This is a genomic window from Bradyrhizobium sp. USDA3010 (assembly GCF_056429065.1).
In genome coordinates, this window is record NZ_JBWJZD010000021.1 from 105,266 (window position 1) to 117,975 (window position 12,710).

The window sequence follows — 12,710 nt, forward strand, 5'->3', positions numbered from 1 at the left end:
ACCAAGCAGGAGGACGTGACGATGCAAAGCAAGAATCTCCTGGAGTTCGCAGGTGCGATCTCGTCTGGCGCGGTGCGCGTCGTCGATCTGACCTTCACGCTCAGTCCGGATTTTCCGGTCATCGTGCTGCCACCGGAGTTTGGCCAGGCAGCTCCCGTCCGGATTCAGGAGATCTCGCGATATGACGGTCGCGGCCCGGCCTGGTACTGGAACAACGTGACGTTCGGCGAGCACACCGGCACGCATTTCGACGCGCCGATTCACTGGTTCACCGGCAAGGATCTGCCGAACAATGCCGTCGACACGATGCCTGCCAAGGACATGATCGCTCCGGCGTGCGTCATCGACTGCTCGGCTGGCGCAGCGCAGGATCCGGATTTCCTGCTGACCGTTCCGCTTGTCGAAGCCTGGGAGGCGACGCACGGGCGAATTCCCGCGCGGCACTGGGCTCTGCTGCGGACCGACTGGTCGAAGAAGGGCTGGCGCGACTACGCCAACCTCAGGGATGACGGCGCGCACACGCCGGGTCCGAATCCGGCCGTGATGAAATGGCTGGTGGAGGAGCGCGGCATCATCGGCTTCGGCACCGAGACGATCGGCACGGACGCGGGGCAGGCCGGCCATTTCGAGCCGCCTTATCCGGCGCATCACTTCCTGCACGGCGCCGGCCGGTATGGCCTTCAGTGTCTCTGCAATCTCGATCAGCTTCCAGCCACCGGCGCCGTCATTGTGGCTTCGCCCCTGAAGATCCAGAACGGTTCCGGCAGCCCGCTGCGCGTGATCGCGTTGGTGTCGGCAGACTGAAGCGAGCGGATGGCGCTTGCCCGTTAGAATAAACGCAAATCAAGAAAGACAGGTGCCATGATCTCGATGAAGACCCTGCTGGCTTCTGCCGCGCTGCTTGTCGCCGTTCCGCAGGTCGGGCAGGCGGAGATCCTCGTCGGCTTCGTCACCGGCCTCAGCGGGCCGGTGTCGTCGATCGGGATTCCGAATGCAAAGGGATTGACGGCGGGCGAAGCCTATATCGGTGAAGTCGGCGGTGAGAAGCTCCGCGTCATTCAACTCGACGACGGCTCCGATCCCACGGCGTCGGCGCGTAACGCGCGCAAGCTCGTCGAACAGGAGAAGGTCGACATTCTCATCGGCACGTCGGGCGCGCCGCAGACGCTGGCGATGGCGACAGCCGCGATCGAGATGAAGACTCCAATGATCGCGGTGTCGCCGATCGCGGCGGTGCCATCAGGCGATGGCGGGCCCTGGGTCGTGCAGACGCCGCAACCGACGCCGCTTCTCGTTCAGGGCATCGTCGATCACATGAAGGCGCGAGGGTTGAAGACCGTCGCGTTCATCGGCTTCTCGGATGCCTTCGGCGACCTCATGTACGATTCGCTGACGCAAAGCGCCAAGGCGGCCGACATCAAGGTCATCGCCAACGAGCGATACGCCCGATCGGATTCGTCGGTGACCGCCCAGGTGTTGCGCGCGTTGGCGGCCCACCCCGACGCCATCATGCTCGGCGGCACGGGAACGCCGGGGGCGCTGCCGGTGATCGCCTTGTCCGAGCGTGGCTACAAGGGGCCGCTCTACGGCAACCACGGACTCATCAGCGCCGATTTCCTGCGGCTCGCCGGCAAGGCGGCCAACGGAATTATCTGCCCGACCGGGCCGGTGACCGCGGCCGAGCAGCTACCAGCCAGCAATCCGATCCAGAAGGTTGCCTTGGCGTTCCGCGCGGCCTTCGAGAAGGCCAATGGCGAGGCGCCGACCGACTCGTTCTCATCCTATTCCTTCGATGGTTGGCTGGTGTTCGTCGATGCCGCCAAGCGCGCGCTGGCGACCGGGGCCAAGCCGGGCTCGCCGGAATTCCGCACCGCGCTTCGCGAGGCGCTGTTCACCACCAAGGAGCTGGCCGGGACGCAGGGCGTCTACTCCTACACGCCGGCGGATCGGCACGGCGTCGATGCGCGCGCGCGGGTCCTGGTTCAGATCGAGGACGGGAAGTACAAGCTGCTGCCCTGATTGAGCGGCGGGATGGCGTCGCAGGTTTCACTCCGGCGATCGGGTGGTCTGCGATCCCGGCGGTCATTATCGCTTCACCGATCGCATGAAGGACTCGATCCGCGGCCGCGGGGAGAATGTGCCCCCATGCGAGGTCGAGCAGGCCATCCAATCGCACACGGCTGTTGCGGCGTGCGCCGGCCGGCATTCTCTTTCCACGTGTCGTCCCTGCTTTCGCAGGGACGACACCGAATATGTGGCTCGGGTCAGCTCACGGCTTCTGCATCGCGTCCCTGACGGCGCCCTTGAGCTCGTCGAGCTCGCTCGTCAATCCATCGAGCCGATCGGCCGGGAATCCTGCCAGCAGCTCGGCCAGCCATGAGCCATGGCTCTTGGCCATACGCCTGAAGGCCTTCCGGCCCTCGACGGTCATGCAAACGATCTGCACGCGCCGATCCAGGTTGGAGGGCGTGCGGGTGATGTAGCCGTCCTCGACCAGACGGTCGACGATGGGTGTGAGGTTTCCGGCGGAGACCATCAGGCGCTTCGGCAGCTCTCCCAGCACCAGTCCACTCGGCTCGCGGTCAAGCTGGGCCAGCACGTCGAAGCGCGGCATCGTGAAATCGAATTCCTCGCGGAACCGGCGCCGCAGCTCGCCCTCGATCAGGGTTGTGCAGGCAAGCAGCCGAAGCCAAAGCCGCGTCTGAGCCCGGTACTCGGCCTCCTGATCAACCCCGCTCTTGGGCGAAACAGGTGGGGACTCCTTCGCGACTGCCAAATCAGATCTCCTGCGGCATCCGGGCCCGCTGAACGCGACGACCTCGATGTCGCCGACAAGATAGTTCGTGCCAAAAGTAAATTCAAGGCTCGATCAGCGCGCACCGAAGCTGCTTGCCGATCTACAATTTTGCGGAGCTTAGTGCGGCGAACAACTATCCCCATGGTTCTCCAATGGGCGCCTCGGTGATCTTTTGGTCTGTGTTGATACTTGAGACTTAAAATAAATCCGCGGCCTCTGCCGTGAGGTTGAACGAGCCCGCGGCAACGAGGCCGCGTTTCCTCTCGAAGTGCCCTCACAGCGTTCGTAAGACAAACATGTCTATAAGTGACGGCCACAGTTTGACCGCCCGATAGCTTGGCAGTTGGTTCGGTGTCTTCATCTCATCCAGAAGCGCACTAACGGCCCGCCATCATTTGGCCTGCCATGCCAAGCACCCCTCTCGAGGAGAACCTGACCGATCCTAGTGGTCAGCGGGTCGATCGTTCACCCATATGTCCTCGACTGCACCATAAAACCCACAATGCAGCTGCCAGGCTGGAATGGGAAGCGCACTTGCGTAAAAGATCGCACAAGCCCTTTGTCGCCCGCGACTTCCAGCCGTGCAAGGCAACGCGATGGCCCATGTCGAGACAAGGGAGCGCTCGCCGGCCTCCGCTTGCGCAAATTGCCGCGGTGCCGGGCAGCATAGCGCAACGAGTTTCATTGGCGCGCCCTCGTCAACGGTTCTGCGCTTTCCTCCTCGATGAACCGCTCTGCAAACTCTGATCGCTGACGCGGCTCGCGTCGCAGGTCAAACCGAGGCCAAAGTTGTCACGGAATTAGCGAGATGTCTCAATCGGCTTGCCGTTCCGATCCTATGGTTAAGCTCGTGATTGATGCGCATTCCGGCCCGTCGCTTTGCCGGTTCGGGCAGCCTCGACCGCACGCTGCTCTGTACCAATTCGCCATCGAGCTCAGAACCGGTGACTCCTACTAGAGTTTGATTCCTTCCATCGATTTTCTCAGCTCGTCGGCTGATTGTTTGGCGAGAGCACCGCCTTGCACGCTGACCCACGTCTCTGGCCACGCCTTCTTTATTCTTGATATCGTGTGCCCGCCTAGCTTTGGGGGTGGGACCGTACCGCTGCTGTCGATGACTAATGTCCCTATGAAGACGTCATCGTTGCTGTGTGCGCAATTCGAAAGTCCAATGCAATGGACGAGTTCGTGCACAAGGATATGGAGCCGCATTGCCTGGCCAGCTTCAGCGCGGCCGAGTTTCGGAGTCGCAGGCACTCGCAGCTTCACTGAACTCATCGAGGGGCCACTGCGCGAGTCGACGACGGTCTGTACGGCGCTGCCGTGGAGGCCGGAACCCGGATACGTTTCGGCCACGATCGGGCTGCCAGCTGCACCGTCAGCCTTTCTGAACGCAAGATAGACGCCGTTCTGCTTGAGAAGCTCGTTGATCGTCGTGATCGCTGTATCGAGATCATTGACCCAAACGCTTGGGGTGAAGCTCGGCCCAGGGAATATCTTTAATTCTCCCGCGCGCCGGACCCGTTCGGGCCAAGGCGTTATCTCCGGTTCTGTACATGCCACGATGCGGGCCCCCGTAGAAGGTCGATACAAGGTCCTTGAGGTATATGTCTCGCCCTTGCTCAAATTGGTTCAACCCGACGTCGAATCGCGTCGCTACGTATCACGGTCGTGTGTTCGTGAGCAGAGGAACGGTTCTTATCTGCTTTGCGACTACTCAGCGTAGCTCGGTGGACATCGCGTTGTCGAAAGCATAATATGGAGAGCTGCCCCAGTAAGCAGAGCTTCTTCGAAAGAAATTCAAGAAGGCTCCGCGATGGCAACCGAGGAGGTGCTGTACCACGAACTCGTTCGCGCCTCACAAATGATAGCCGGCGTGATGAACTTTGCCCCAGCAGACCATTGGTACCAGGATTCTGAAGAGTATCTCGCAGTCATTTTGATGAACATATACGTGTCCGACAAAGGCGGGCCCCCACTTTTCAGAGCGTTCTATGGGCCGACCGAAGGCCCCTAAAAAGGCAAGGATCCTGCGCCCGATGATGCGTTGTGGGAAGCGGCTGTCTTCCTTGATAATCCGCAGAACACATCTCCATCGCCTGTGCAGCTAATCGAGCGGTTCAGGCTCAGCCAGCCCGACCTGTACTGAAGGCTCGCCCATCTGCCACCCATGGGCGGGTTGGTAAGGAAGTACAATTGGATTTGCTGGTACGACCAAATCCGGATCAAAGGACGGACGCGGCCGCGCAGGCCGATGGTCGGTCGACCGTGAAAAATCTCCCATCGAAGCCGCAATGTCACGGCGCTCCGGGCCACCACGTTGACGGCGAGTTCATGGCCGAGCGATCCCGGCAAGACTGATTCCAACATGAACGGGCCATTGGCTCGTCACGCGGGCTGGAAGCCGTCGACCAAGGCTGCCGATCAGCAGGTCTGACGCCGCGCTACGCGGCGAATCCGATGTCACCTGTAGAGGCCTGGACGATTGAGGGGATCGTCTCGGTAGATGGCGAATGCCAGCGAGCGCCGCTTACGCCTTGGCAGCAACGTAGCCGTAATAATTCATCAGAAAATCCGCGAGGGGCAGGGGCTTTAGAGCCCCGCCCTTGCTCGGGTGCGGGATCGCGTAGTCTCCCTTGCCCCAGGTGAAGATCGTTGTTGTCACGTTTCCGTTCGACACTTGAATCTTGTCGCGCAAGACGACCCAGTGCCGCGTGAGCACGGAGCCTTCGTCAGACTGGTCGTCATATTCGATCATGTTGGCGCTTATGAATAGGCATACGCGGTATCCGCCGGCGAGCAGGGCGTTGGCTTCCATGACGTTGTCGATGCCCTTGCTAAATTTCAGATTGGTCTCCTCGCGCACGTCCTGGTATCCAGCCTTGCGGAACCATTGCTCCATTTCGCTCGGTACGGTGATTCCAGCGACATCGCTTATTCTGCCGGTGTCGTCAAAATCGAGGAACCAATTCTCGGAGTCGCGGATGGAGGCGCATGTCAGCCAATCAACGTGGTCCAGCGAGTAGGGCGGCGTGTAGTTCTTCACGTCCTTTCCAGGCTTGATCAGCAGGCGGCCGAGGCTCGCTTGCCCCTTCTGATACAGGTCGATGGCGAACCGCGCATACTGCCCCGGCTTGTCGGATGCGTAGCTGAACATCAGCGCGGACGGTCCGCACAGGCTTGCCTGATCCTGATCGATGAGGCTCGGCTTCGCAATGCGCCTGAGAATGCCTATCCCGACGCGGTGCGGGTCGAGCTTCGGAAAGAACGTCGTCCTCGTGTTCTTCAGGAAATCGCAGACCATCTCCGCGGCGAGCTTCTTTTGATCCGAATTGAGGTCGTACGGACCAACCCCGAGCCACTTCTTCTTTTCGTCGCCGACGAAGAGCGTGATGAGCTTTTTTGAAGTCGGCGAGAGCGTTCTGGAGGTGCTCGCAATGGTCATCAGGTCGTCCAGCTCGAATGCAGTGACCGTGCCGTCCGCGACGGTCGCCCTGATGATGTCAACTACTTCCGCGTAATCTAGCTTTGAATCGTCGATCAAACCCTTGCGAAGCGCTGCATCGACGGATGGGGTCGTGATTCCATCCCATTGACCTTTTGGAGAGGGAGGCTTGGCGGCCGCCTTCGTCGAGAGGTCAACGAGCCTGCTGAAAGTTGGCCCGCCAGGCCGAATATAGCCGTCAGGCGTGCCCGGGAAGTTCTTTTGCTGGAAATACAGAATTGAGGTGTAGAGGCTGTCGCTGGCATGGCCTGTCACGACCACTTGCGGCTTGAGCGTGGTCTCCGCACCCCCGTCGGAAATGGCGATCTTGTTGAGCAGCGAGATGACCAGCTCCTGGTCTTGCTTCCAGTTCTGGCAGCTGCGACCCGTCGCCGCAAACCGACCGACCTTGTCTTTCAACTGCGGCATATCGCCTCCCAGATCCGAACCGCAGATCTACGGTCCGCGTCAGCGCGAGCCTCTCGGCTTGGAGCCGAGCAAATCGTGCGTCCCACTGACGCTCAACGTTCCCGAGCACTCGAAGCCCCCGAAAATTCCGCAGGAACCGGTGACGGTGACGCGCAGGTCCTTGCGCTGATACAGGTCGACCGATATGCCAAATCGCGAAAAGTCATTGGCGCTGTTCGGCAGGATCAGGTCGATGTGATCGATCGCCCAGCGCGGCAAATTGGGGTTGCTCTTCCAGAACAGCTCATTGACGGCGTGATGGCCGAAATTCGGTCCGACCGTGAGGGCGCCGTCCGCTCCCTCGAACACGAAGCCCGTCTCGTCGATGTGAACGTTGACGCGGTCGGGCGCTACCGCGAAATGTAGCGATGTGATGTCTTGCGGCTGCGGGTCCTTGCCGAACTGCGCACTGTAGTCGTCGCTCCATTGCCCTCGGCCGCGCGCAAGCCCGAAGCCGTGCCGGCCCGGAAGGTCTCGCGTCGAGAGCGGCCGGTCGGACAGCTTTGGGCGCCAGATTTCCCGAAATCCCTTGCCGATCGTGGCTGCCATCGACAGATCGAGCGCCCAATGCGCCGGTTTCTCCGGGCTTTTCCCTTCGGCGAAGGCGTCGAATCCATCCGACGTCTTGGCAATCCGCAGCACCTTGACCAGGTCTTCCCAATCCTTCGGCAGAAACGTGACGCCGTCGAGCGTGCTCGTCGCGGCCGCTACGCCGTACTTCTCCAATTGACGGCGGATATAGGCCTTTTCGTCGTAGAGGCGGACATTGGGATTCGGCCCCGCGAAATATTTTGACAGATCGATCTGTGGCCGAAGCATGGTTAGCCGCGCGGCGATCTTCCGGTAGGTGTCGGTCGTGGTCGGGTTGGTGGTCGTCACGGGGGCGCCCTCCGGGTCAAAGTCTGCCTCCGATTGGTCTGATCCGGGCGGGGCCGGGTTCAATGAACCTCCCAACTGGAAACGCCGACCACCATTCGTGGAGCAGTGTCAACAGCAAGGACGATCCGATGTCGCTTCGGAGCAGGGTGCTCGACGTACTTAACGGCGCGGCGGTCGCGCGCATGCGCTTCCGGTTTCCGATCCGTGGCAGCCACGTGACGATTGCACCGCAAACGTTCCATCACGTCGCACGCGCGATCCGGTTGGGACAGGTCAACGTCAGGGTTCCGACGGACCTCGCGGCAGGTGTTGCGGCACAATATAACGATGTCGCGCGAACACGAGCGGACGGTACCGTCGTCGCGGCGAATACCCTGGAGGTGGTGTCGGCAACGGGCCGGATGGACGAAGCCTATATTGTCCATGAGGCCTTGCATGCGGCTTACGATCTGCTGCGCACCGGCCTTGACGCCAATGCGGAGGAGGCGTCCGCCTATGTCTGCACTGCGCTTTATTGCCGCATGACAGGTCTACCGCGACCCCGCTGGGCGAACGGCCCGATCTACGCCAACGCCGCCGAAGTTGCCCGAACGCTGCTATCACAATATCAGAAGGGTGATCCCGGCATTCCCTGGGTCGGCGAACATGAATGGCGGATGCTGCGCGCCGGTGTGGGGCTTAATTCGGTCTATGCCAGCGGGCCTGGCGGCATTCTCACCGGATGGCTCCTCGGTCAACAATACACCCACGACGGCTGATGGGACGGGGCCGGGTCCGCTCCACAAACCAGCGGCCCTGCTCGCTGCCGCCAGTTCCTTACCGAGGTAGACGTCGTTGAGCGTCAGGCCACCAGCAAACCCAGCTTTCCAACCGTCGCCAGCGAACGGTCAACGCTGTCTCGGGTCGAGAGCAGCAACGGCTCGGCGGCCTGCCCGGCCTCATCCACTTGTTTGACCTGGATGGTTGGTCCGAAGAGTTCAGTCATTTCGGCCGTAATTTGCTCGATCGTCCGAGAGCCGTCGAGTAACTGCAGGAAGTGCCGAGTCCTGTCGTCCTCCAATTGCACCGTCTGGTGGAGCAGATTGGTGACCAGCGGGCCGGTCTGCGCCTGTTTGCGGGCGAGCAGGCTCGCCTGCGGGCAATCCGTGACTTCTGTCACGAGAAAGGGCGGTGATTTCAGAAAGGAGACCTCTCCGCTGCGAGCCAGGATATAGAGCGCTTCCGTCAATTTCCGTTGGTCGTCGCCTGTTTGCCGGCCCACCAGCAGCGCTCGGGCGCGATTTAGCAGCTCGGTGAACGAGAGTGCGCGCGGCCAGGCCCGGCCGAGACAAAGATGTGCAGCCTTCAGGAGCGGATCGGTCACCGTGATTTGGCTCCCGTCCTGATTTTCAAACTCCATCTCGGAATCGTCGGTCAAGCAGGCGTCGGGTCGACGTGGGCTGGAGGTGCTTAGCAGATAGAACCTGGTGACGAAGTCGAGATCGACCCGGCGGTCAAGAGAGATGTCCCCGTGGCAGAGCAACGTACGCCGAAAGCCGTTGCCGTCAATGAAGTCCTGATACTGATCGCGCGCCATGAACTCGCTTTCGGGAAAGCGCTGCAGCGTGGCGCGGACCTCTTCGGTGTAGCCGGCAAGATTGCGTCGCGAGAAATCGGCGTCGCTCAGATATTGTAGGCCGTGTCGGCCGGCATCTTCGACGACTTCGTGCAAAAGGAAGGCTGTCGCGCCCTGATCGAGATCGTCGTGAAAAAGCAACTCGTCCGGAGCATTGAGGACGCGGTTGCATTGATCGCGCATGACCGCACCGTGCACTGAGCTGGACTTCGATCCTTCGCTGAGAAACTTCACAATGGCGCGAGCTTGTCCAACTTTCTCTTTCATCCCGGTGATGCTCCGGGTGTGGTAGCGCATCATGTCACGGACCATGTCGCGAAGATGCGAGAACGGGTGCGCGTTATAGCTGACGTAGCAGAGCCCCTGTGGTGCCAAATTCTGCTTGAAGATAGCCATCATCTTCTCACGCACGATCGGCGGTACCCATGAATACACGCCATGGGCGATGATGTAGTGGAACTGTCCGAAGGCAGCGTCGACATCCAAGATGTCGCAATGCAGAAGCTCGATGTTGCTCAGGCCCAATGCGGCGATGTTTCGCCGCCCACGCTCGATCGTCACACCGCTCAGGTCAATCCCGATGAATTCGCTGTCCGGATATTGGAATGCCATCGGCAACAGATTGCCGCCAACGCCGCAGCCGAGCTCCAGGACCCGGCAGTGCTCGACTGGAGCCGGCCGCATGCCGTAGACCGTCGCAATCGTTGCCAGATGGTTCGGGTGAGTGAGCCCGTAGACATGCCCGGGATAATACACCTCATCGTATGGTGTGGCACCGTTGGCCGGCTGGCGGTGCTCGGTCTGGATGTTCATCGCAGTCAGTTCCACGAGTAGGCAAACTTGTCGTTCACGATCGAGACGCGCGTCTGCTTGACTTCTTCCTTGGCGAGAGACTTCCTGAGGAATTCACGCGACAGTTCGGGCAACAACGTGTTGGTGATGATGTTATCGATCATCCGCCCGCCGGAGTCTGGATCGTTGCAACGGGATACGATGTGCTCGACGACCGCATCGTCATAGCCGAAGGCGGCCTTGTGATTGTCGCGGAGGCGCTGTCCGATCCGGTCGAGCTGCAATCTGACGATTCCGGCAAGCATCTCGTCCGAAAGCGGAAAGTACGGGATCGAAACTATGCGTCCAAGTAACGCGGCAGGGAACACCTTCAGCAATTCGGGCCGCAGCAGCCTAGCGAGTTCTTCCGGCTCGTTGCGGTACTTTGGATCGCGCGCCAGTCCCATGATCAAATCAGTGCCGACGTTCGTGGTCAGAATGATCAGTGTGTTCTTGAAATCGATTCGCCGGCCGTTGCCGTCCTCCATGACCCCCTTGTCGAACACCTGGAAGAATATCTCATGGACGTCGGGATGGGCCTTCTCCACCTCGTCGAGCAGGATCACGCTGTAGGGCTTGCGGCGGACCGCTTCGGTGAGCCGACCGCCTTCACCATAACCGACGTAACCCGGAGGTGCTCCCTTCAAGCTCGAAACCGTATGCGCCTCCTGAAATTCCGACATGTTGATCGTGATCATGTTCTGCTCGCCGCCATAAAGGGTTTCGGCAAGCGCAAGGGCAGTTTCTGTCTTACCCACCCCAGACGGTCCGGCCAGCATGAAAACGCCAATCGGCTTGGACGGGTTGTCCAACCTGGCGCGGCTGGTCTCGATTCTCTTGGCAATCATCGTCAGTCCATGGGACTGGCCGACCACGCGACGATTGAGAATTTCGGGCAGCTTCAGGACGGTCTCGATTTCGTCCCGCATCATTCTGCCGGTCGGGATACCAGTCCAGTCAGACACGACGGAGGCCACCGACTGCTGGTCCACATGGGCATAGATCATCCGCTTTTCCGGATTGATGCTCTCCAGTGTCTCAAACTTGCCGCGCAACTCCACGCGTTTCGTGGCGCGATCTTCGTCTCCGCTCTCGGAGAGGATTTCGCGGATGCTGCGGATGTCCTTGACGAGCTCCTGTTCCTTGGCCCAATCGGCCTCCAGGCCGGTCAGCTTGTCCTTCAGCGCAGCTATGTCGCCGTCGACCTCGGCAATACGCTCGCTGTTCTCGTCGCCGAGATCGCCGTCGCTGACCAGCGCTGATCGTTCGGCCTCGCGAGCCGCGATAGCCACGCGAGCGTCCTCGATCAATGCCGGCGTCGCACTCTGGCTGATGGCTACCCGCGCCGAGGCTGTGTCCAGCAGGCTGACCGCCTTGTCCGGCAGCTGTCGAGATGGAATGTAGCGATGCGACAGGTTGACCGCGGTCACGATCGCGGCGTCCGAAATGCGAACGCCATGGTGCTTCTCCATCGGGCCGAGGAGGCCGCGCAGCATGATGCAGCAGGTCTCGACATCCGGCTCATCGACCTGGATCGGCTGGAAGCGTCGTGTGAGTGCGGGGTCCTTCTCGATGTACTGGCGATACTCCGCCCAGGTGGTGGCAGCGATCGTACGCAGCGTGCCGCGGGCGAGTGGAGGTTTAAGCAGATTGGCCGCGTCACCGGTGCCGGCCGCGCCACCAGCCCCGATCAGCGTGTGAGCTTCGTCGATGAACAGAATGATGGGGGTAGGGGAATTCTGTACCTCGTCGATCACCGAGCGCAGGCGCTGCTCGAACTCGCCCTTCATCGAGGCGCCGGCCTGCATCAGGCCGATGTCGAGCGCGCAGAGCCTGACGTTGCGCAGTGGCGGCGGCACTTCGCCAGCGGCAATGCGCTGCGCAAATCCCTCGACCACGGCGGTCTTGCCGACGCCAGCTTCGCCGGTGAGAATTGGATTGTTTTGCCGCCGGCGCATCAACACGTCGATCAATTGGCGGATCTCGTCGTCTCGACCGAGGATCGGGTCCATCTGGCCCGACTTGGCCTTGGCGGTGAGATCTTGGGAGAACCGGTCGAGCGGTGTTGTTCCCTTGGGACTTGCCCGGTCCGCGCCGTCAGTGCCGGCACCGGCCAATCCGGAGCCGTCCATCGGACGCATGGTCTCTTCCTCAGAGCCTGCCCATACGGCGCGGTGCTCCGCGGCCAATGCGTCTACGTTTATCTTGGCGAATTCCGGCGAGATGTTGTTGAGCGCACGACGGATCTCATTCGATTTCAGTCCGGCGACCAGGAGATGGCCGGTGCGGATCTGGGTCTCGCCGAAGAACAGCGTGGCGTAGTGCCAGCCACGGTCGAGAATATCGATGACCGAATTGGCGACCCCCGGCATGTCGGTTTCGTTCTTACGGAAGCCGTTTATGATGCCTGCGAGGTCCGACAGCAGCCGCGCGCGGTCGAGCTTGTAGTAATCCACCGATAGGCTGAGGTCGGTCCGCTCCTGTTGCAGGATGTGAAACAACCAGTGTGCAAGCTCGACGTTGCGGTTGCTGGCGCTTTTGGCGTGGCGCAGGGCCTGTATGAAGGCATCGTAGCCAGCGCGATTCAGCTTTCCAGTCACGGCCTCGAGGCTGATGTCGGTCACGGTGGGCCTCCT

Annotated in this window: 9 protein-coding genes; 3 read left to right on the top strand and 6 right to left on the bottom strand. The window is 61.0% G+C overall.

Annotated elements, in window-relative coordinates:
- The first annotated feature begins 21 nt into the window (after nt 1–21).
- Complete coding sequence (locus tag AC066Y_RS27580) at nt 22–804, top strand: cyclase family protein (RefSeq protein WP_478276620.1); 783 nt, start codon at nt 22–24, stop codon at nt 802–804.
- A gap of 57 nt (nt 805–861) precedes the next feature.
- Complete coding sequence (locus AC066Y_RS27585) at nt 862–2,019, top strand: ABC transporter substrate-binding protein (protein WP_478276621.1); 1,158 nt, start codon at nt 862–864, stop codon at nt 2,017–2,019.
- 250 nt (nt 2,020–2,269) lie between these two features.
- Here AC066Y_RS27585 and AC066Y_RS27590 read toward each other — a convergent pair whose 3' ends face one another.
- The 4 genes from AC066Y_RS27590 to AC066Y_RS27605 all read right to left on the bottom strand — a co-directional run bounded on the left by AC066Y_RS27590 (nt 2,270) and on the right by AC066Y_RS27605 (nt 7,628).
- Nucleotides 2,270–2,776, bottom strand: a complete 507-nt coding sequence (locus tag AC066Y_RS27590; RefSeq protein ID WP_092125528.1) for a MarR family winged helix-turn-helix transcriptional regulator — start codon at nt 2,774–2,776, stop codon at nt 2,270–2,272.
- A gap of 975 nt (nt 2,777–3,751) precedes the next feature.
- A complete protein-coding gene (locus tag AC066Y_RS27595) occupies nt 3,752–4,360 on the bottom strand; it encodes a hypothetical protein (RefSeq protein WP_478276622.1) in 609 nt (202 codons plus the stop codon).
- Nucleotides 4,361–5,327: 967 nt separating this feature from the next.
- The gene (locus AC066Y_RS27600; RefSeq protein ID WP_478276623.1) at nt 5,328–6,710 is read right to left on the bottom strand and encodes a hypothetical protein; all 1,383 of its coding nucleotides are present in this window, start codon (nt 6,708–6,710) and stop codon (nt 5,328–5,330) included.
- Nucleotides 6,711–6,749: 39 nt separating this feature from the next.
- Nucleotides 6,750–7,628: a hypothetical protein gene (locus AC066Y_RS27605; protein WP_478276624.1), complete on the bottom strand. Its 879-nt coding sequence runs from the start codon at nt 7,626–7,628 to the stop codon at nt 6,750–6,752.
- Nucleotides 7,629–7,774: 146 nt separating this feature from the next.
- Here AC066Y_RS27605 and AC066Y_RS27610 point away from each other — a divergent pair, with 146 nt between their 5' ends.
- A complete protein-coding gene (locus tag AC066Y_RS27610) occupies nt 7,775–8,386 on the top strand; it encodes a hypothetical protein (protein ID WP_478276625.1) in 612 nt (203 codons plus the stop codon).
- Nucleotides 8,387–8,469: 83 nt separating this feature from the next.
- On the opposite strand, the gene AC066Y_RS27615 is transcribed toward AC066Y_RS27610, so the two are convergent.
- Both AC066Y_RS27615 and tssH read right to left on the bottom strand, forming a co-directional pair.
- Nucleotides 8,470–10,056 carry a class I SAM-dependent methyltransferase gene (locus AC066Y_RS27615; RefSeq protein ID WP_478276626.1) on the bottom strand — a complete coding sequence of 529 codons (1,587 nt, stop codon included), beginning with the start codon at nt 10,054–10,056 and terminating at the stop codon, nt 8,470–8,472.
- A gap of 5 nt (nt 10,057–10,061) precedes the next feature.
- Nucleotides 10,062–12,698, bottom strand: a complete 2,637-nt coding sequence (gene tssH / locus AC066Y_RS27620; RefSeq protein WP_478276627.1) for a type VI secretion system ATPase TssH — start codon at nt 12,696–12,698, stop codon at nt 10,062–10,064.
- Nucleotides 12,699–12,710: the final 12 nt, after the last annotated feature.

Excerpts from the sequence above, each read along its gene's own strand:
- AC066Y_RS27615 (WP_478276626.1), bottom strand. The coding sequence starts at position 10,056 with ATGAACATCCAGACCGAGCACCGCCAGCCGGCCAACGGTGCCACACCA.
- AC066Y_RS27585 (WP_478276621.1), top strand. The coding sequence starts at position 862 with ATGATCTCGATGAAGACCCTGCTGGCTTCTGCCGCGCTGCTTGTCGCC.
- AC066Y_RS27580 (WP_478276620.1), top strand. The coding sequence starts at position 22 with ATGCAAAGCAAGAATCTCCTGGAGTTCGCAGGTGCGATCTCGTCTGGC.
- AC066Y_RS27600 (WP_478276623.1), bottom strand. The coding sequence starts at position 6,710 with ATGCCGCAGTTGAAAGACAAGGTCGGTCGGTTTGCGGCGACGGGTCGC.